The 20,185-nt window shown below is 38.4% G+C and carries 19 protein-coding genes, 3 pseudogenes and 1 riboswitch; of the genes and pseudogenes, 4 read left to right on the top strand and 18 right to left on the bottom strand.

Annotation, left to right across the window (positions count from 1 at the left end):
- Nucleotides 1-40: 40 nt before the first annotated feature.
- Nucleotides 41-1,102, bottom strand: coding sequence for a Xaa-Pro peptidase family protein (locus R4Z09_RS07240; RefSeq protein ID WP_338451663.1), 1,062 nt, complete (start codon nucleotides 1,100-1,102; stop codon nucleotides 41-43).
- A 134-nt stretch (nucleotides 1,103-1,236) separates the two neighbouring features.
- On the bottom strand, nucleotides 1,237-1,749 hold the full coding sequence (locus R4Z09_RS07235) for a YqhR family membrane protein (RefSeq protein WP_338451662.1): 513 nt from the start codon (nucleotides 1,747-1,749) through the stop codon (nucleotides 1,237-1,239).
- 456 nt (nucleotides 1,750-2,205) lie between these two features.
- On the opposite strand from R4Z09_RS07235, the gene R4Z09_RS07230 reads away from it, so the two are divergent.
- Complete coding sequence (locus R4Z09_RS07230) at nucleotides 2,206-2,595, top strand: SA1362 family protein (protein WP_338451661.1); 390 nt, start codon at nucleotides 2,206-2,208, stop codon at nucleotides 2,593-2,595.
- A gap of 19 nt (nucleotides 2,596-2,614) precedes the next feature.
- Here the strand turns inward: R4Z09_RS07230 and R4Z09_RS07225 are convergent, their stop codons facing one another.
- From R4Z09_RS07225 to R4Z09_RS07205, 5 genes and pseudogenes are all read right to left on the bottom strand, one after another.
- Entirely contained in the window at nucleotides 2,615-3,520 is a 906-nt protein-coding gene (locus tag R4Z09_RS07225; protein ID WP_338451660.1) for a patatin-like phospholipase family protein, read from the bottom strand.
- 126 nt (nucleotides 3,521-3,646) lie between these two features.
- Nucleotides 3,647-4,258 (bottom strand): annotated as a pseudogene (locus R4Z09_RS07220) (ribonucleotide-diphosphate reductase subunit alpha); the annotation flags it as partial.
- Between the two features lie 340 nt (nucleotides 4,259-4,598).
- A pseudogene (locus tag R4Z09_RS07215) lies at nucleotides 4,599-5,108 on the bottom strand (ribonucleotide-diphosphate reductase subunit alpha); the annotation flags it as partial.
- 253 nt (nucleotides 5,109-5,361) lie between these two features.
- Nucleotides 5,362-6,801: pseudogene (locus R4Z09_RS07210) on the bottom strand (vitamin B12-dependent ribonucleotide reductase); the annotation flags it as partial.
- 360 nt (nucleotides 6,802-7,161) lie between these two features.
- Nucleotides 7,162-7,995: a biotin/lipoate A/B protein ligase family protein gene (locus tag R4Z09_RS07205; protein WP_338451659.1), complete on the bottom strand. Its 834-nt coding sequence runs from the start codon at nucleotides 7,993-7,995 to the stop codon at nucleotides 7,162-7,164.
- Nucleotides 7,996-8,297: 302 nt separating this feature from the next.
- Here R4Z09_RS07205 and R4Z09_RS07200 point away from each other — a divergent pair, with 302 nt between their 5' ends.
- On the top strand, nucleotides 8,298-8,678 hold the full coding sequence (locus R4Z09_RS07200; RefSeq protein WP_338451657.1) for a rhodanese-like domain-containing protein: 381 nt from the start codon (nucleotides 8,298-8,300) through the stop codon (nucleotides 8,676-8,678).
- 61 nt (nucleotides 8,679-8,739) lie between these two features.
- On the opposite strand, the gene gcvPB is transcribed toward R4Z09_RS07200, so the two are convergent.
- From gcvPB to gcvT, 3 genes are read right to left on the bottom strand one after another with little or no spacing between them, the layout of a single operon-like run.
- Entirely contained in the window at nucleotides 8,740-10,203 is a 1,464-nt protein-coding gene (gene gcvPB / locus R4Z09_RS07195; protein WP_338451656.1) for an aminomethyl-transferring glycine dehydrogenase subunit GcvPB, read from the bottom strand.
- Nucleotides 10,196-11,542, bottom strand: a complete 1,347-nt coding sequence (gene gcvPA, locus R4Z09_RS07190) for an aminomethyl-transferring glycine dehydrogenase subunit GcvPA (RefSeq protein WP_338451655.1) — start codon at nucleotides 11,540-11,542, stop codon at nucleotides 10,196-10,198. The genes gcvPB and gcvPA overlap by 8 nt, the downstream gene beginning before the upstream one ends.
- A gap of 20 nt (nucleotides 11,543-11,562) precedes the next feature.
- Entirely contained in the window at nucleotides 11,563-12,666 is a 1,104-nt protein-coding gene (gcvT, locus tag R4Z09_RS07185) for a glycine cleavage system aminomethyltransferase GcvT (RefSeq protein WP_338451654.1), read from the bottom strand.
- Nucleotides 12,667-12,909: 243 nt separating this feature from the next.
- A riboswitch (glycine riboswitch) is annotated at nucleotides 12,910-12,999 on the bottom strand.
- Between the two features lie 146 nt (nucleotides 13,000-13,145).
- On the opposite strand from gcvT, the gene R4Z09_RS07180 reads away from it, so the two are divergent.
- Nucleotides 13,146-14,828, top strand: a complete 1,683-nt coding sequence (locus R4Z09_RS07180) for a DEAD/DEAH box helicase (RefSeq protein ID WP_338451653.1) — start codon at nucleotides 13,146-13,148, stop codon at nucleotides 14,826-14,828.
- Nucleotides 14,806-15,591 carry a YqhG family protein gene (locus tag R4Z09_RS07175; RefSeq protein ID WP_338451652.1) on the top strand — a complete coding sequence of 262 codons (786 nt, stop codon included), beginning with the start codon at nucleotides 14,806-14,808 and terminating at the stop codon, nucleotides 15,589-15,591. Before R4Z09_RS07180 ends, R4Z09_RS07175 begins: the two co-directional genes overlap by 23 nt.
- Nucleotides 15,592-15,622: 31 nt before the next feature.
- Here the strand turns inward: R4Z09_RS07175 and R4Z09_RS07170 are convergent, their stop codons facing one another.
- The 8 genes from R4Z09_RS07170 to comGA all read right to left on the bottom strand — a co-directional run bounded on the left by R4Z09_RS07170 (nucleotide 15,623) and on the right by comGA (nucleotide 19,985).
- Nucleotides 15,623-15,835: a YqzE family protein gene (locus R4Z09_RS07170; protein ID WP_338451651.1), complete on the bottom strand. Its 213-nt coding sequence runs from the start codon at nucleotides 15,833-15,835 to the stop codon at nucleotides 15,623-15,625.
- A 158-nt stretch (nucleotides 15,836-15,993) separates the two neighbouring features.
- Entirely contained in the window at nucleotides 15,994-16,380 is a 387-nt protein-coding gene (gene comGG / locus R4Z09_RS07165) for a competence type IV pilus minor pilin ComGG (protein WP_338451650.1), read from the bottom strand.
- On the bottom strand, nucleotides 16,370-16,816 hold the full coding sequence (comGF, locus tag R4Z09_RS07160) for a competence type IV pilus minor pilin ComGF (RefSeq protein ID WP_338451649.1): 447 nt from the start codon (nucleotides 16,814-16,816) through the stop codon (nucleotides 16,370-16,372). The genes comGG and comGF overlap by 11 nt, the downstream gene beginning before the upstream one ends.
- On the bottom strand, nucleotides 16,800-17,099 hold the full coding sequence (locus R4Z09_RS07155) for a hypothetical protein (RefSeq protein ID WP_338451648.1): 300 nt from the start codon (nucleotides 17,097-17,099) through the stop codon (nucleotides 16,800-16,802). The genes comGF and R4Z09_RS07155 overlap by 17 nt, the downstream gene beginning before the upstream one ends.
- Before the next feature lie 10 nt (nucleotides 17,100-17,109).
- Nucleotides 17,110-17,565, bottom strand: coding sequence for a competence type IV pilus minor pilin ComGD (gene comGD / locus R4Z09_RS07150; protein WP_338451647.1), 456 nt, complete (start codon nucleotides 17,563-17,565; stop codon nucleotides 17,110-17,112).
- 4 nt (nucleotides 17,566-17,569) lie between these two features.
- Entirely contained in the window at nucleotides 17,570-17,869 is a 300-nt protein-coding gene (comGC, locus tag R4Z09_RS07145) for a competence type IV pilus major pilin ComGC (protein WP_338453219.1), read from the bottom strand.
- 27 nt (nucleotides 17,870-17,896) lie between these two features.
- Complete coding sequence (gene comGB / locus R4Z09_RS07140) at nucleotides 17,897-18,928, bottom strand: competence type IV pilus assembly protein ComGB (protein ID WP_338451646.1); 1,032 nt, start codon at nucleotides 18,926-18,928, stop codon at nucleotides 17,897-17,899.
- The gene (gene comGA / locus R4Z09_RS07135; protein WP_338451645.1) at nucleotides 18,915-19,985 is read right to left on the bottom strand and encodes a competence type IV pilus ATPase ComGA; all 1,071 of its coding nucleotides are present in this window, start codon (nucleotides 19,983-19,985) and stop codon (nucleotides 18,915-18,917) included. Before comGA ends, comGB begins: the two co-directional genes overlap by 14 nt.
- Nucleotides 19,986-20,185: the final 200 nt, after the last annotated feature.

Below are 20,185 nucleotides of genomic sequence, written 5' to 3'. Positions count from 1 at the left end.
CCCCACACTTATTGAAATGGGGAAGTTCTGCTGAATGAAGTTAAAGTACAATGAGTTCTTTTTCTGAATGGGTCAGCGTTTCATTCCCTTTTGATGTGATAACGGTATCGTCTTCAATCCGGACACCGCCTAATCCAGGAATATATATTCCCGGTTCAACCGTCACGACCATATTCGGTTCAAGAATTAGATCTGACTTTAACGACAGAGCGGGACCTTCATGCACTTCCAATCCGATTCCATGGCCGGTGGAATGACCAAAATACTCTCCGTATCCTTTTTTCGTAATATAATCCCTTGTTAAAGCATCTGCTTCTTTTCCGCTCATTCCCGGCTTTATACCAGCAACACCACGTTTTTGTGCTTTTAAAACAATATCATATATTTCCTTTAATTTAGCTTCAGGTTCTCCAACTGCTATTGTACGTGTAATATCCGAGACATATCCATGATAATAAGCACCAAAATCTAATGTAACAAGATCACCTGTTTCAATAATTTTATCTGATGCCACACCGTGTGGAAGGGCAGAACGATAACCTGAAGCGACAATAGTATCAAAAGAAGATGACGTAGCGCCTGCTTTTCTCATAAAGAACTCCAATTCATTCGAAACCTCAAGCTCAGAAACTCCTGGATGAATAAATTGTAAAATATGAGTAAATGCTGCATCCGCAATCTCGGCTGCTTCCTTTAATATCTTAATCTCTGCTTCCGTCTTAATCAAGCGTAATTTTTCTATTATACCTGAAACCGGCAACAACTCAGCCTGAATCACTGATTCATATACTTTAAAATCCGAGTATGTAACATAGTCTTGTTCAAATCCAAGCTTTTTAATCCCCAGTGAAGCTGCCTGGCTTGCTATTTCCTCAGGGATACTTTTCTTCTGCTGGACAATCTCAAAGCCCTCACACTGCTTTGACGCTTGCACAACATAACGAAAATCGGTAATAAAAATAGCTCTATCAAGACTTATCAATACAACGCCAGCAGTCCCAGTAAAATTAGAAACATAACGCCTGTTATAGGTGCTGGTAATTAATATGCCGTCTAATCCTTGAATTTCAATCGCGGCACGGAGCTTTTCTAATTTTTCCAATTGATCCTCTCCTTTAACGTACGAAGGTGTCTTAAAATGCAGGCGTGGATGCCGGACATCTTAAAGGACACCCTCATTGTTATTTTTACTATAAACATTTTACCATAAGGTGTTTCTTTCACAATATGGAAGGATTAAGTTGTCGTTGCCTCTTCTTCCTTTTTACTGCTCTTAATTTCATTTTCCTCATAGGAAATCGTATAGCCTACAAATAAACCGAATAAAACATACAAACATATAGAAGTAATAATTGTGTTTAAATCAATTTGATTAAACGGACGAATCCCAGGAAAAATGGGATTTAACACAAAAAAGACAAGGAGAAATAGCACTAGTCCATAAGCAATTCCCGCCCACATATTGTTGAACTTTCTCAACGTAGCGTAATAAAGAAGTGCTGCAACAATCGAAATAACGCCAATCAATATAATGGCAATGACCGTACCCAGCCAACCCCTTTTCCAGTCTCCTAATGCCCAAGGTTCTAATAGGACACGCGGCGGGATTTCAGTAAAATTAAAGATGTACGCCAAATATGCTAAACAACCAAAAAAAATACCGCCAATTAAGCCTGTTAAAACAACAAGGGTCATAAACGACATTGGTTTTTCTTTCATTTCCTCTCTTGCTAATTTTTCTTCAGCCATTGATAACACCTCCATCATTAGTATGTCCCATACACTGTAATCCTTACATCTTTTGGGAATAAAATATCCATGATATAAAGACTTTTATTATACTTATATATTATTTTCTTCGAATCCTATAGATGTAATTAGAAATAATTTTGAATCAAAGCAGATAATGGCAGTTTTAGAAATTTTGATGTAAAATATAGTTAGAAAATAGGTTTAATCTACTCACAAACCCCTGATTTATTAATATCATATATATTATGAATCTTTGCTTTTATCTCTTTTGATATACCTCAAAAAAATGGATTAAAACTTCATTTTTTTAAAGGATTTTTAGTTGTTTATTCCGAATATTCTTATATAATAAGGAGATAACCAAATAAATCAGAATTATTAGTATAAATATTGTGTTTTCTATATAAAATGTGTTTAAAAATTGGAAAAAATGCTCATCATGCTCATAGGGAGGTGGCTTTCTTGAAAAATCGGATTTCGTTTTCTATTGTTTTCGGGTTAATTATTTTGGCGGTCATTGGGGTGGCATCAAAACTCTATACAAATCCTGCCGGTTTTTTCCAAGGAATCGCTGTCATGCTCGTGATTGGAGCTGTCATTTTCTTTCTGATAAGGCGCTTTTACAAACCAAGCCCTGCTAAACGTGAGCAACGAGCCTTTGTTAAAGCTGCAAAAAGATCAGTTAAAAGACATAACCAGAAGGAACCTAGTCAGCAAAAGAAAAAAACAAACAATTTAACATCCATCAAAAAATTGAGGGCCAGAAAAAATCACTCTAACCCTAAGTTGACAGTAATTGAAGGTAAAAAAGGGAAAAAGAAAAACCGAGCCTCATTCTTTTGAGACTTGGTTTTTTTGTGTTCTACAAAACTTTAAACCTTCGATCATATTTCCAAGAGTTGAAAAATTTAATCGCACATTCTCTCCCCTGCTCGAAAAGCTCTTGCTTCATTTCATCTGTTAAAGCAAATTCGGTAGCAAAAACGCCGGTAGAAGGAATAAAGATAATGTCTTTTTCTTGTTTACTCGATATATGGCGTGCATCATGCGCATCCTTCATCGTTTCGAACAGCGCTTTGAATAGCTGGATTGCATTTTCAATTTTGTTTTTCGGCATTTCATCCGTTTTGGGACTAAGCTTGATCCCAATAATCGGCCGTTCTCTTTGATTATGTTCATTCTCAAAAAGCCAGATCGGGAAATTACTTAATACACCGCCGTCTACGATAATAATGGTTTCCCTGTCGACCTTTAATCGTACGGGTTCGAAAAAATAAGGGATACTGCAGCTCATGCGGACGGCCCTCGCAATTGAAAAGGATTTAGGGTCAAGGCCGTATTGATTTAAGTCATCAGGAATAACCATAAGCCGGCCATTTGTTATATCAGAGGCAACGATTCGTAATTTCTGATGCGGTAAGTCGGAAAACGTTCTTAATCCTTTTCTTGCTAACATCTCTTCCAGCCATTCTTCAAGTGCATCGCCTTTATATAATCCAAGTGTCCAATATAATGCAACCCATTTGGTTAAGGAAAATGGGAGAAAGGATTTACGTTCATCTAGCAGCATGGTTAAGTCCATATCATCAATAAGGGTAAATATTTCTTTGCTTTTATACCCCGCTGCGGTAAGTGCGGCAATAATCGCTCCCGCACTTGCACCGGCAACCCGGGCGAATTGGTATCCTCTTTTTTCAATTTCTTCGATCGCACCAATTAATGCAATTCCCCTAATACCTCCTCCAGAAAAGACACCATCTATATACATATCAGCCACTCCTATTTGTGAATTTATTAATATATCTTTAATCTGGAGTTGGTATGGATAGTACCATGGACAATTAAAAAAAGAAAAAGGACGGATTATTTCCGCCCTTTTTCATATTAAATCATATTATAAACCGCACTTTAATTGTGCATTACAGTTTGTACAAGTGTTACAGCCGCCGATTTCTTCTACTGTACCTTGGCGGCAGACTGGACAAGTATCGCCAACCTCTGATCCAATCGTTACAGATGTTGAGCGCAAGTCATTGATTGTATCAAGTAATACAACATGCTGCTTTGGCTTATCTTTTTTATGTTCATGTGTATGCTCGAAGGTATTTTCTTCTGCTTTTAATGTTAGCACTTGTGCATCACGGGAACCGTCTACATATACTGTTCCACCTTTTGCACCGCCACGGTATAAACGCTCGTAAACTTTTTCTACTTGTTCAACGCTATATCCTTTTGGTGCATTAACCGTTTTACTGATAGAACTGTCAATCCAGCGCTGGATGACACATTGTACATCAGCATGTGCTTCTGGATCAAGCTCCATGGCTGTGACGAACCAATGTGGCAGATTATCCTGATCTGCTTCAGGGTGCTCCGCTAAATAGTCCTGAACAATATCCGCTTTTACTTCAATAAATTTACCCAATCTTCCGCTTCTGAAATATGAGAAGGAGAAGTAAGGTTCAAGTCCTGTTGAAACTCCCACCATTGTACCAGTAGATCCTGTCTCTTTTATTCATATAAAGACGCTACTCTTTATACCGCTTTATAAGCTGCTTGTGCTTTCACACAAGGATAGACTATATCAAACACTCAGGAGAGTGCCCTCCTATTTCCCTCGCCAATCGCTTGCGAGGTACGAGCTGCCGCTCTAGTCGTTGAAGCTTTTATCTTATTCCTACTAAATAAGATAACTTGCCTGCTGATTGCCCATTGTTATATCTGTTTCATTTTCGAACCATCACGCTTATTGTCACCAATTACGTTGTGGTTGAAACAGCTTTAGGGTGTCCCAGCAATTAAAGAGGTTTCGATTATGTGTCACCACATAAAAGCCCAAATTATTTAGGTGCAACAGTTAGTAAGTGAGAATTACGAATTCCGTGCTCTAGAATAGACTCTCTGATGTCTTCAGGCATTTTCTTCATATAGCCTGTATCAATGAACGCTTGACGTAAACGATTAGTTTCATCTTCTTTTTCGCTAGTTAAGAATGGGAAGCTGCCTTTTTCTTTGGCAAGCTCAACTGACGCACGATAAGCTGTTGTGGCAATCGTCTCAAATACTTCATCAACAAGCTTGTTTCCTGCTTCAGAACCATATTCTGTTTCACAGTAAATCAGCAAGTCATGTAGACCCATGACACCAAGTCCAACACGGCGTTCACCTAGTGCTTGCTTTTTATTTTCTTCTAGGAAATATGGTGTCGCATCGATAACGTTGTCCTGCATGCGTACGCCTACTTCAACTGTTCTTTTTAACTTTTCAAAGTTAACCTTTTTTGTTTCTTTATCAGCCATTTCTGCTAGGTTAACCGCTGCAAGGTTACAAACAGAATATGGCGCAAGAGGTTGTTCCATTATTGTTATCCTAGAGGCTTTTTATCCTCTAGTTCTTACAGTTGAATTCCTGCAAGATCAGCATATATTTTCATTTCCTTTAAACGAAATGTTGCGGCCTCGTGGGTGGATTATATTCTCTAAATTAGAGGTTCACCACCTATGCGTTGCCCCTGACTAACATTTTACTGTCAGCCTTCGGTTCGGATTAGCATCTCAGCCTTCCCGCTTTATTCCGCAATTTTTAACGTGAGGCAAACTAAGCTACTCTACCACACGGATTTGTTGCAACTACTTTTTGACCATAGGCTTGTGCATTTGTCATATCATTAGCATTATCAATGAAGAAAATGCCTGGCTCTGCAGAGTAGGTTGCACAGATATTGATTAGATTCCAAAGCTCTTTTGCCTTGATCTTTTTATAAGTACGAACTTTATGACCAAGCTTTTCCCACTCGCGAACATCGCCTACTTTATGCCATTGTTCATTGTAGATTTTCATTTCTTCAGCGTTGTAGCTTTCCGTATCAGGGAAACGAAGCTCATATTCAGTATCGTTTTCAACAGCTTCCATGAATTCCTTCGTCAAACATACAGAGATATTTGCTCCTGTTAAGAACTCAGGATTATTAACGGAGTAGGTTCCGCCCTCTGCTAGTGTTTCTTCTGCATATGCAATAATGCTTTCACTGAAACCACCGTAACCAGGAATATTTTTATAATTGATAATTCCTTGATACATTGCTTTTTCCTGCTCTGTTAAGCGGGTAAATTTAAGTTTGTCTTTTGCTAGCTTCTTAATTTTCTCATCTTCACTATTTTCAATTAAGAAACGTAAAATGCGCGGGTTTTGCATTTTCGAGATAATAAATTCCATAATGTCTGGATGCCAGTCCGCCAGCATGATCATTTGGGCCCCTCTACGTGACCCGCCTTGCTCAACTAAATGAGTCAATTTCGCAATATCATCTAACCATGATACAGAACCGGAGGATTTGCCGTTTACACCTTTTGCCAGCGTGTTGCGTGGTCTAAGGGTTGAACCATTTGTTCCTACACCACCGCCGCGGCTCATGATTTCCATTACCTTCGTACGGTGTTCTGAAATACCGCCGCGTGAATCTTGAACAAATGGCATAACGTAGCAGTTAAAATACGTCACATCTGTTCCAGCACCCGCTCCGTATAACACACGGCCTGCCGGAATGAAGTTTAAGTTCACTAATTCGTTATAAAACTTTTCAAACCATTCTTTTTGTTTTTCTTCTGTTTTTTCAACTGAAGCTAGCCCTGTTGCGTTACGCTTCGCAATTTGCTCGTAATAGACTTCTAGAGGCTTCTCAATCACATCTAATGGACGTCTGATAATTCCTGTCTTTGCCTCTTCAGAATCATCAAGAACCCCTCTGAATTCTTCTTCTACCAATACTCGGGCCATTTTCTTTTCCCAATCAATATCAAGAATATAGCCTAGACCACGTGCAGGAAATTTAGGATCTTCTTTAATGGTGAGGACAACAAAGTCTCCACTAGCTAATGTAATCTTCTCGGTATCCTTGAACGTATAACGATCAAGCATGACAAGACGGGAGACCCCTTTGTGTGTAATTTTCATATCCGGGGTAACTGGATGAACTTGCGGAAAAAGTTCAATGTCTTTGTTTAATCGTTCTGCATCCAAATTCATTTTCTTTCCAAGGGCAACAGACATATATACAACTCCTTAAAAATAGATTCAATGTTAGTTCTAGTTGCTATCAACCAATTGAATCTCTTGTTAGCATTATTATTACAAAGTACTCTAAACTTATCATACGACACTTACAAAATCAATATATAGTGTCATAAATATTTTCAATGCCACAACATATTGATTTTAGGTCAAGTCACACTTATTTTGTCAAACACAAAACAAAAGAGAAAAGAGAGAATAATAGAGTTTTAGTTAAATTACTGCCTAAATACGATAAATTTCGCCTTAATTCAAGACTTGCACTTCTTTGATGAAAAGGAATCCACAAATACCTTTTTTTACCACTTAAGAGGGACTTGCAAGTACGCAGGTCCCTCCCTATCTCATAAAATTCCACTCATCATTTTCATAGCGCTCAGAAGCAATTTTTTTCACATAATTCATTTCAGCTTCAGTCAGTTCGTATGGCTCGAGACAAATATTTAACCCCTCTGCAAAACCTGCTTTAAAAGCTTTCTTTGCCTCTTCAAGTGTAATTCGCACAGGACTTATATCATTTATTGCCACAGCCTTGCTTTTAAATGCTTTCTGCATCCGTTCCTTCACACGATCATTTGGGTATTTAAACAGACTAAACAGTTTATCTTCATCCAGGTCAAGCAAAATCGAACCATGCTGAAGAATTACTCCCCGCTGTCTTGTTTGTGCACTGCCGGCGACTTTTCGGCCTTCGACAACAAGCTCATACCAGCTTGGTGCATCAAAACATACAGCAGACCGAGGATTTTTTAATGAATCACGTTCTTCCGAAGTTTTCGGCACCGCAAAATAAGCCTCTAATCCAAGATGATGGAATCCTTTTAAAATCCCCTCCGAAATAACCCGGTAAGCCTCCGTAACGGAATGCGGCATTTTCGGGTGTGATTCGGGTACGATTACACTATAAGTAAGCTCATGCTCGTGCAGTACACCCCTGCCGCCTGTCGGACGACGTACAAAACCGAGTTTTTGCTCTCTTACTGCTTCTATATTTATTTCCTTCTCGACTTTTTGAAAATATCCAATAGAAAGAGTTGCTGGATTCCAACCATAAAATCGAATGACCGGAGGGATTTCACCTTTGCTGTTCCATTCAAGCAATGCCTCATCAAGCGCCATATTAAAAGAGGCAGATTCATTGCCTGAATCAATAAATCTCCATACTTCCTCCATAGTTCGCCACCATTCTATCTTTTTTTCAACCTATTTAGTCTAACAAAATTACCATTAAAAACAAAGGGAATTGTATGTTAAATTTTTTTGTATTCTCCTTTACTAGGATAATGAAACAACTATATAATGATAAAAGAAACTTTTATGGATGGGGTAGAATTATACTGCCTTATACAATAAGTTAAAACCTTTATCAAACCTATTACGGGCAGTTATCTTCCACTTTTCCTATCATTAGAGTGGATATACTGCCCGTTAGTGTGAGATATATTGCATAGCTTAGCTTGAAAGGAGATAACACTTTGGATACAATCTATGTCCTACTCATTCTTATTGCTGCTACTCTTATTTATATCGGCTACAATTGGCTTCAGCAGCGCAAGATATTAAAAACATTAACGGAGGAGCAGTTCCGTGAAGGGTACCGAAAAGCACAATTAATTGATGTGCGTGAGCCAAATGAATTTGATAATGGCCATATATTAGGTGCTAGAAATATTCCTCTTTCACAACTAAAAATGCGTTTGAAAGAATTACGTCCGGACAAGCCAGTATATCTTTATTGCCAAAATGGGACAAGAAGTGCTCGTGCAGCCCAATTACTGTACAAAAAGGGCTATAAAGATCTTTCCCATCTACAGGGCGGATTTAAAAAATGGACTGGAAGAATCAAAACAAAATAATCAATTACTATATAACCATAAATAAGGCTGACTCTGGTTTAAAGAGTCAGCCTTAAATTATTTACTCTTCTTTCTGATAACGAAGGACCGGCTTACGAGCAGCTAATGTTTCATCTAATCTGCTGATAACAGTAGTATGCGGTGCCTCCTGGACAATTTCAGGGGTGGTTTCTGCTTCCTTTGCGATTTGAATCATTGCATCAATGAAACTGTCTAACGTTTCTTTTGATTCAGTTTCTGTCGGCTCAATCATAATACATTCCTCAACATTGAGAGGGAAATAAATCGTCGGCGGATGGTAGCCGAAATCTAAGAGACGTTTAGCGATATCAAGAGTACGTACACCCAGCTTCTTCTGACGTCTGCCGCTTAAGACAAACTCATGCTTACAATGCTTATCATATGGAAGATCATAGTATGGAGCTAATCTCCTCATCATATAATTCGCATTCAACACTGCATTTTCTGTAACAGCTTTTAATCCATCGGGACCCATTGAACGAATATACGTGTAAGCCCGGACATTAATTCCGAAATTTCCATAGTAAGGCTTTACGCGGCCAATAGATTGCGGTCGATCATAATCAAGCACATATTGCTCTCCTGCCTTTGTAACCACCGGCTTTGGTAAAAACGGAATTAGCTCTTGCTTAACACCGACAGGACCTGAACCCGGACCACCACCGCCATGCGGCCCTGTAAATGTTTTATGCAGGTTTAAATGAACAACATCAAAGCCCATATCGCCAGGGCGTGCTTTTGATAAGACAGCATTTAAGTTTGCTCCGTCATAATAAAGCTTTCCACCGGCACTATGCACAATATCGGCCATTTCAACAATGTTTTCTTCAAATAAACCAAGTGTATTTGGATTTGTCAGCATCAGTGCTGCTGTATCGTCCCCTACCACTCTTCTTAAATCATCTAAATCAACAAGTCCCTCATCATTAGATTTAACTGTCACCGTTTCAAATCCTGCCACGACCGCAGAAGCAGGATTTGTTCCATGTGCTGAATCAGGAACAATCACTTTTACACGACCAAAATCCCCATTGGCTTCATGAAAAGCACGAATCAACATTAGCCCAGTCCATTCACCGTGGGCTCCTGCCGCTGATTGTAGTGTTACGGCATCCATACCGGTAATTTCAACAAGATGCTCCTGTAGATCATACATCAGCTCTAGTGCCCCTTGAACTGAAGTTTCGTCTTGCAATGGATGTACATGAGCAAACCCATTCATACGGGCAACGGACTCATTTATTTTTGGATTATATTTCATCGTACAAGATCCAAGCGGATAGAAGCCTGAATCAAGACCATGGTTTCTTCTTGATAACGCTGTATAGTGACGCATAATATCCAGCTCTGAAACTTCTGGCAGCTCCGGCTCATTTGCGCGAATATAACCTTCTGGTATTAATTCCTGTAATTCAACCTCCGGAACATCGAATTCAGGAAGACTATAACCAATTCTACCGGGTGTACTGCTTTCAAAAATTAACGGTTGATCTTGTTTATTCATGATAATCCCCCAATTCTGTCACAAAAGTATCAATTTCATCCTTTGTTCTCAACTCCGTAACGGCAACCAGCATATGATTAGCCAACTCAGGGAAATCACGACCCAAATCATAACCGCCAATGATGTTTTTAGCTAACAGCTGCTGGTTCACTTCCTTAACCGGCTTTGAAAATTTCACGACAAATTCATTAAATGTCGGGACTTCAAATACAATCTCTGCTCCTTGTGCCTTCAGCATATTTTTAGCATAGTTTGCTTTTTGAATATTAGCTGCAGCCATTTCTCTTATTCCTTTTTTTCCAAGAGCTGTCATTGCAACCGACGATGCCAAAGCATTCAGTGCCTGATTAGAGCATATATTGGATGTTGCTTTATCACGGCGGATATGCTGCTCACGTGCCTGTAAAGTCAAGACAAAGCCCCGGCGGCCTTCTTCATCCACCGTTTGCCCAACTAAGCGCCCAGGAATTTTCCTCATAAGCTTACTCGTTACAGCAAAATATCCGCAGTGAGGTCCGCCAAAAGCAGTCGGGATGCCAAACACCTGTGTATCGCCAACAACAATGTCAGCACCAAATTGACCAGGTGGTGTTAATATTCCTAATGCAAGCGGACTACTTGAAACAACAAGCAATGATTTCTCTTTATGTGTCAGTTGCTCGATTTCTTTTAATGGTTCAATACCGCCAAAGAAATTAGGGTATTGGACAATCACAGCGGCTACATCTTCATTCATTAATTCTTGTAAAGCGGCCACATCTGTTACTCCATTTTTATATGGAATTTCAACTACCTCAAGTCTCTGTCCTTTTGCATAAGTATTCAAAACCTCTTTTGACTCTGGATGTACGGCGCTGGAAACTAATACCTTTTTGCGGCGCGTATGACCGGCAGCTAACATAGCTGCTTCTGCCAATGCTGTCCCGCCGTCGTACATAGAAGAGTTAGCCACATCCATGCCGGTTAACTCGCAAATCATTGTCTGAAATTCAAAAATGGCCTGCAATTCACCTTGGGAAATTTCCGGCTGATAGGGTGTATAGGCAGTATAAAACTCAGAACGTGAGATCACATGGTCAACAATGACCGGAATATAATGATCATAAACACCGGCACCAAGGAACGAGGTATTCGTCCGTAAATCAGCATTTTTAGCTGCTAATTGAGTCAGTTCTTTTAAGAGCGCTGATTCTGACTTTGCCTTTTTAATTTGATACTCTCCCTTAAAACGAACCTGTTCAGGTATATCACTAAACAATTCATCAACAGAAGCCGCTCCAACAGCTTCTAACATTGCTTTTCTATCCTTATCTGTCATTGGTAAATAGCGATGCTTCATCCTTCTCTCCTCCAGACTTGTTAATTCGCTCTTTTATAGAAAGGTGTTTTCACAATTTTTGCTTTTAATTTTTTTCCGCGAATTTCAACCAATACTTCATTGTCAAGTTTTCCGTAATCTGTTTGTAAAAGTGCGAGACCAATATTTCTTTTTAATGTAGGAGACTGTGTACCGGTTGTAATCATCCCGATTTCGTTTTCACCCGCAAAAACTCGATAACCATGGCGCGGAATCCCTCTATCGATCATTTCTATCCCAACCAGCCTTCTCGGAACTCCTTGTTCCTTTTGCTTCTGTAGTGCAGCCTTGCCAATAAAATCAATTTCTTTATCCAGTTTAACGGCAAAACCTATGCCTGCTTCGAGCGGTGTAATGTCTGGAGAAAGCTCCTGACCATATAAGGCAAGCTTTGCTTCAAAGCGAAGTGTATCACGTGCTCCTAAACCAATTGGAAGAATACCATACTCACTCCCGGCATCTAAAATAGCACGCCATAGCTCTTGTGCATCCTCAGAATTACAATATATTTCAAACCCATCTTCACCGGTATAACCTGTTCGCGAAATCAACGTCTGTTTACCCAAAATCATGACCTTATTTTGAATACCAAACGGTCGGATCTCAGATAAATTTACATCGGAGATCAATGATGAGAGAATCTTTTCCGAAAGTGGTCCCTGCAAAGCAAGCTGAGCCATTTGATTTGAAATATTTTCAACTGTCACATCATTTTCAAGATGATCCTCTAGCCATTTATAGTCTTTTTCAATGTTAGAAGCGTTTACAACTAGCAAATAATCATTTTCTTCAAGCTTATATACAAGTAAATCATCCACAGTACCGCCATTTTCATAACACATGGCTGTATATTGAGCAGTACCATTTTTTATTTTACTGATGTCATTCGTCATCATTTTTTGTAAGTAGTTAAGACTTCCAGGTCCCTTGACCGTAATCTCACCCATATGAGAAACATCAAATAAACCTGCTTTTGTTCGTACAGCTTTATGTTCTTCCTTAATGCTGGAAAATTGAACCGGTAGCTCCCATCCGCCGAAATCGATTGTTTTCGCCCCATATTCTTTATAGACATCAAAAAGAGGTGTTCGTTTTAATTCAGCCATCTTTATATGCTCCTTCCTCAAAACGCTGTTTATTAAAAGCAATAATTATTATCTTTCTTATCATAATAGGAAATTCAATTACTTTCGGGTAAAAGATAAAATCTTCCTGTTTTAACTAAAAAACAAAAAAAGACAGAGCCTCCCCTATGAAGAAAATAGAGGGGTCTCTGTCCTGGAACCTGAAAGTTTACCTGTAAAGGTTTTCCTCTTGGGCGGCTTTAGAATAAGCACTCTCCAGAGATGCGTCAAATAAGAGTTCTTTTGCCTGAGAGATTCACATTTCCATGTTTGCTCCTTCGGCGCTACATTCGTAGTCTCTCCCCTTATTATCATCCGCATTTATAAAATTTTTAAACTTGGTCATACTATCCATAATTAAAATTAATTTTACTATAGGAAATTTCTAAACCTTCAATTTATATACATAGCCTACCATGTCGAACTGATTTCAGCAATACCATTTTTGAGGAGTGTTAACGATGACGGTGCAAATAGAGTTTGATTATTCATGGCAAGATGAATTTATCACCCGGATGAATCATGACGGACCCTGGGGTAATTGGGAATTATATAAATTGGCTGTTGAGGTGGAACAACATACCGTCATACCGGAATTTGAAGGGCTGCTCGCACCAAAGCATTTATCCCATTTAACACCGCTTCCACATCAACTCGAAGTCGCGAAACAGGTCGTTGAAAACATGAATGGTAAAGCCATTTTAGCTGATGAAGTTGGTCTTGGAAAGACTATTGAAGCAGGATTAATATTAAAAGAATACATGATCAGGGGTCTTGTTAAAAAAGTACTGATTTTAGTTCCTGCCTCCCTTGTTTCTCAATGGGCCATGGAACTGAATAACAAATTTTATATTCCCGCGGTTGCTCAAAGGAAAAGCTATGTTTGGGAGCAATGTGATGTTGTGATTTCATCAATTGATACAGCGAAACGTTCCCCGCACCGGGAAATTATTAACGAGTTGGATTATGATCTCATCATTATTGATGAAGCCCACAAATTAAAGAATAATAAAACAAAAAACTATGAGTTCGTTCAGAATTTAAAGAAGAAATTTTGTCTGTTGTTAACGGCCACTCCGATTCAAAATCGGATAAGTGAAATTTTCAACCTCGTTTCATTATTGAAACCAGGCCATCTTGGCAGTGCAACAGATTTTTACGAGAAATATAAAAAGGATTCCCGTTCATTAGATGATGATCAGCATTTAAAGGAACTTGTTAATAAAGTAATGATTCGAAATCGACGTGCAGATACTGGAATTGAATGGACAAAACGGATAGTTGAAACAGTGCCGATTGAATTTTCAGAGCAAGAAAGGGCTCTCTATGAAGCTATCTGTTTATTAGGCGGAAACTCCATAAATAAAAGTCAATTTTCCATTATGACTTTACAGAGAGAGGCCTGCAGCAGCAGAGAAGCCGTCTTTTTTACCTTGAAAAATATGCTGCAAAAAGAAGAAAATGTTTCTCCAGCCTTTCAGGAACAGATCCAGTACTTGATAAGAAAGGTTGAAGAAGTCCAGTCAAATTCAAAAGCGGAAAAAGCCATTGAACTGATTAAAGCGATCAATGACAAGGTCATTATTTTCACAGAATACCGGGCGACACAGCTTTATTTACAATGGTTTCTTAAGCAGCACGGCATTACCTCCGTCCCATTTAGAGGCGGCTTTAAACGAGGGAAGAAGGACTGGATGAGAGAATTATTTAAAAACAATGCCCAAGTACTGATTGCTACAGAAGCCGGCGGAGAAGGAATCAACCTGCAGTTTTGTCATCATATTATCAACTTTGATCTGCCTTGGAATCCAATGAGACTTGAGCAGCGGATTGGTAGGATTCATCGTCTCGGACAAGAAAAGGATGTAAAAATCTATAACTTTGCGATTAAAAACACAGTTGAAGAGCATGTACTGAAGTTGTTATATGAAAAAATTCATCTTTTCGAAAAAGTAATCGGCGAACTTGACGACATTTTATCAAGACTAGAGTTTGGTAATGTAGAGGACCATCTAATTGATATTTTCAACTACTCATCATCGGAGGGCGAAATGAAAATAAAAATGGATAATCTTACCTCTATGATTCAATTTGCTCAAGAGATGAAAGGTGGTGTGCAGCATGCAGCAACAGGAAATTCATAAATTTTTAGAGCGGTATTTTCTTGCCAACGATTGTGAGATTAAAGAAAATCAAGCTGGGCATATGACTGTGCAATTAACAATTGACCTTGATAAAGAGCTCATGAATCGTCCTTTTTACTGGCACTACCTAGAAAAAACCGGTGGAGCACCAAATCCGATGTGCCTGACCTTGATCACAGATCCAAATCGAGTACCTGACAATTTAAAAGGCGAAACCATTCATTTTGGCTCGCCCCGGCTTCATCAAATATTTCAATCAACAAAAAAACTGGCAAGCTTTATCCGCCTGTATGAGAAGGTTCCGACCATAACTGGACAACAAACACCATTAAAGCCATGGATTTGTTTGAATGTAAAGGTCTCCTATCAATGTGATCGAAAAAAGGATGTATTTCAATCAATCGGCTTGCAGTTAATTAACGGACAAATAAGCGAAAATTTTCACAATAAATTACTAAAGCTTGAGTTAACACCAAAAATACCGGATTATTCATTTACACTTTCCCCGCTCATAATGCCCAAAAGCGGTTTAAAGCGAATCGAAAACTATCTTATTTCTAATTTAGAAGCTGAAAATCATACATGGGCAGATGACGCCAGACAGAGATGGCAAGAAGATTTGAATTTGCTGGAGCATTTCTACAAGGATTCTGAAGAGAAAGGGGAAAGCTACGAAATTGAAAAGCAGGCATTAAAGGAACAATACGAACCAAAAGTCAACATTTCGATCATTAACGGCGGCATATTCTATCTTAAAAGCTAATCAATCATCCGGACAAACAACGAGAAGCAGATCAGTCTGCTTCTCGCACTTTTTGTGATTTTTGTACTTTTCTTTCTCTTAGCTTTAACATTAATACATATGGAATAATGCCAAACCATCTGTACATAAAGGTTGCTCTTTTATCCTTCTTTTCTTGGCGAAGTTTCCTGCGTTCATCCTTTGGCTGGTCAATATATTGGACAACTGTTTGTGTTACATATTTTACATAATCATTTGTTTTCATTTACATACACCTCTTAAAACTTGTTCAAGCCTTAAAAAAGCAGAACTTGAACTTTCGCTTCAATTGTTTTGACAACTGGAATCTGAAGCTTTTCTAAGAGTAAGTATATCCGAAACATTCTTTTTCAAACCAAGAATATTGAATTTCGCCCCTTTTGTTTAGTTTTTTTCTACCCACTTAATGATTTTCTTTAAATCAGCATCATAATAAGCAGCACCAAAGAACTCACGATTATCAATCCCTGTCTGAAGATGAACCTTGATTTCCCAAAGACTATCAGTAAGTTCAGTGATGACGTACTGTACCTCCCCATCATAGAATTCAATGATACCAGTACTGCCTGTCTTCCCTTGTGCTGCGAGAGATTCTTCTAATGTGTTCAGTGTACTTACTAAATAATAGTCTTGTTTTAATACGGTTTCCGTTTCAGTCAGCATTCTTTTTTCTACGCCAAGTTGTTCCATATAAATCATCAACATGGTAGAAAAAAGAATCAGCATGCATAAAGTTAGAGGATACGTAAAGCCGCTTTGGTTACGGACCATATAATCCTTCCTCGTCTACGGCTGTTCGAACCGTAATCGATTCACCCTGGTTATATTGATCGACTACAGAAATCCGCACCCCTTTTATCACTTCTTCAAATGTTACCGTTTGGATGTTTTGCAGCATGATTTCGTGCCCCTTTAAATCTACTTTTCTTCTAATCGATGTTCCGTATTTTTCATACATAATGCTCTCTTTGTCTTTTTTTAGCATCATTCGGTTATTTTCAATTTTTAAACTATCACACATCCGTACTTCTTGTTTCACTTGTGCACTAAACACTTCCCATTCCATCCGCTGTAATCTTTCTTCTACAAAACCATTTTGCGATAACAATTGGAAAACTAAAGGAAATAACGAAACGATCAAAAGAAAGATGGAGAATGCAAAAATCATTTCAATGAATGTAAAACCATTATTATGGCACGGTTTCACGTATTTCGACCACTTTCCCAAATACATCCTCATAGCGTATCATTACCTCCTTTTTGTCAACCCCTAACCATTCTATTGAAAATGGTTTATCCTCTTTTGTCATGACAATATTCTCCATGTTGGCATCTTCAACGGTTACTGTTTGGAGATATTCATAAAAAAGATGCAAGGCTGCTGATTTCTCCTCCAACTGGATCAGCTGATTATGTAGTTGAATGTACATCGGAACAAAGCCAGTTGAAATGATCATCCATCCAGAAAGACTTATAATTAACTCCGCCATATAAAAACCCTTATTCTTTAACCACATAAAATCGTCCCGCTCCAATTTGAAAGGTAATTTTGTAGCGCTCACGATCGACCAGAAAATAAAATGTGCCGAATCGATTCAATTTTCCATTTGAAGAGATTTCAAAGGTCATATGAGGAACACCTTGAACTGCTAGTGATCCTTTTTCAATTTCAATAGATTTAGGAACTATACGATCAATGACCGATATATCTGTTAATTTTTCTATAACTACATACCGCTTCTCCTTTGGATAAATGTAGACCAATAGCTGTTTTTGATGCGAAATCGCGTACTGCTGGGAATAGAGTATATCTGCTTTAAATTGGGAAAAGAAACGCTCCTTTTCATACCATAAATATTGGGGACGTAAGAGAATGGATGAAATTGAAGAAATCAAGATAAAAATAGATAATACGAGTAGCATTTCTATTAATGTAAAACCTTGTTGATTATTCATAGTCTTATTGACCAGCTAGAGAGACGACACCGTCGGATGAGATGACAACATCCTTTCCAAGCGGGCATTGTTTATCTACTATATACTTTTCATCATAGAGCTGCTGCGCAGTTGGAAAGGTACTTTTCTCCAATTTATATGCCTGTACTTGACCTTGGACCATTTTTAAGTATGCTTCACAGCCCTTTTCATTAATATTGGAATTATTTTTTGTGACATTTGGTATCGTAATCATGAGTAAAATTGAGATCACTAATAGCACAATCATCATTTCAATTAACGTAAAGCCTTTTTGATTTTTCATCATAGGATAGATCTCCTCTCGAATGCGTTAAATTTCATTCATTAAATGAAACATTGGCAATAAAACGGCTAAGTACATAGAAATGATTAATAAACCAATGAAACCGTATAACACAGGCTGGATCTTTTTCATTAAGCTTTCTACACGATCCTCCAAACTGTTCATACATTGAACAGCAAAAAATAGTAACTCCTGGGGAAGCTTACCATTATCCTGTCCATGCTTAACAACTAAGGCTAATTCTCTCTCAAAAAAACAATAGTTACTGAGTATATCCTCTAATTTTTCTCCTGTCTTTAATTGCCTTGCCATTTCCATTCCGACCTCTCTATAAAAAGGCTGGTCTTCATTTTGTTCAAACAATGATAGCGATTCATTTATTGACAATCCTCCTTCAAGCAAAAAACCTAATTGAACAGAAAAATAATGGGAATAAAATAACCGAAACAGACTTGCTGCAATGGGGATTCTCATGATTTGCTGTTTCTGCTCAATCAATGTCAGTTTTTTGAATGCGAGAAAATAATAAAGCAAAGCGAGAATAAGAATGAGGATGAAGAGAAGAACGAGAAGCGGTAAGGCTTCACCGGCAGTATAAATGGCTTTTGTAAAAAAATTCGCCTTTAATTTCATCGAGGTAAATAAAGAAGAGAATTGTGGCAGCAAATATTTCTGGACAAAGAAGAATAACAAGATTGTCGTTAACACGAGAAAAAGTGGATAAGAAATGAGTTTTTTTATCCTAGAAAAATCCTTTGCTCTTCTTTGCATCATTTTACTTGCTTCAAGAAAAGCCATTGCTAAACTGCCGTGTTGTTCAGCAAAATATACATAACCAATGACATGTTCATTAAAATTCAGTTTTTGCAGCATTAAATAAAATGGGTTCCCTTCCTTCAAGCCGTAATGACATTCCAGAATCTCTAATTTTCGATTTTTCGGCAGATGATATGTGACTGAATCCAACGCTTCTGCAAGCGGATAGCCCCTTATTAATAGCTCTCCTATCATTTTTAAAAAGCTTGCCTGCTCTTCAAAGGACCATTTACTCCGCTTCATCTGTAAATACCCACCTAGCAAATTCACTTTCCTTAATATATCCTAAAGCAATTCCTTTACGAATTTCTTCCCGTAATGTTTTGTAACAGAACTTACTGTCCTCTCCGCGTGCCTCCCCCAAGGCCGCTCTTAAGTCTCTTCCAGACAAAAGTTCAAATACACTTGCTCTTTTCGGACGTTCATACCCAAAACAGGATGGTGTGCAGTGACTGGAACAAAATGGGCATGTCAATTCCACTAATCGCTGAGCTGTTATTGCGACTAGCGTCTGCTCAATCTCCTGCCAGTTAACACCAAACTCAATAAGCCTGTATATAGCTCCCTTCGAATCCCTCGTATGCATCGTTGTCAAAACTAAATGTCCTGTAAGAGCTGCCCTTACAGCAATCTTAGCAGTTTCAGCATCTCGAATCTCACCAACCATTATAATATCGGGATCATGTCTCAGGATTGCCTTTAAACCGGTTGTATATGTAACACCAGCTTTTTCGTTAACCTGAACCTGAAGTACTAAGTCATTTTCCTTTTCAATCGGGTCTTCTAATGTGATGATATTTCGATTATAGAGATGTGAGGTTTCATTTAATAAGGCATATAAGGTGGAGGTTTTACCGCTTCCGGTCGGCCCGGTTAGGATAATCAGTCCGTGGGAGTGTTTTAATAAAGCTAATAATTTTCTTGTCATGGAAGGAAACAGTGAGATTTGAAAGGAAGGTACAGTTTCTTGCTGAGGAAGAATTCGAATCACCAGACTTTCATTTTGACTAGCCGGGAGGGTTGATAACCTAAGACCAATCATTTGTCCATCTATCATAAATGAACAAGCACCGCTTTGGGGTCTTCTTCTTTCGCCAATATCCATTGATGCAGTAAATTTAAAGTGGGATATTAATCGGTCACATTCTTCTTTGGGAAGTTGAATTTTGGGAATTAATCTGTTTGAGATTCTTAGCTGTACGAGAGTATCATTTCTTCGGGGGATAATGTGGACATCGGTTGCGTGGCTTCTAACAGCTTCCGTAATAATTCGGTCAGCCAGCCTTTCAATTAAACTCAATGGCAGACACCGCCTTTCTTTTTTCTAATTGTAAGATTCGCTTTCTTTTTTGTTTTCTCCTGCACGATCATAATGTTATTACATAAAAATTTTTACATTATCACAAATTATTCATAATTAGATTTACAGGCCATTTAAATGTGAACATTTTCTAAACTTATAGTGAATATAGTGTTAACCTATTTCGGCGGGTATTATAA

The sequence above is a fragment of the Niallia oryzisoli genome (assembly GCF_036670025.1).
GTDB classification, from domain to species: Bacteria; Bacillota; Bacilli; order Bacillales; family Cytobacillaceae; genus Bacillus_BD; species Bacillus_BD oryzisoli.
This window is presented reverse-complemented; position numbering and strand designations above follow the sequence as displayed.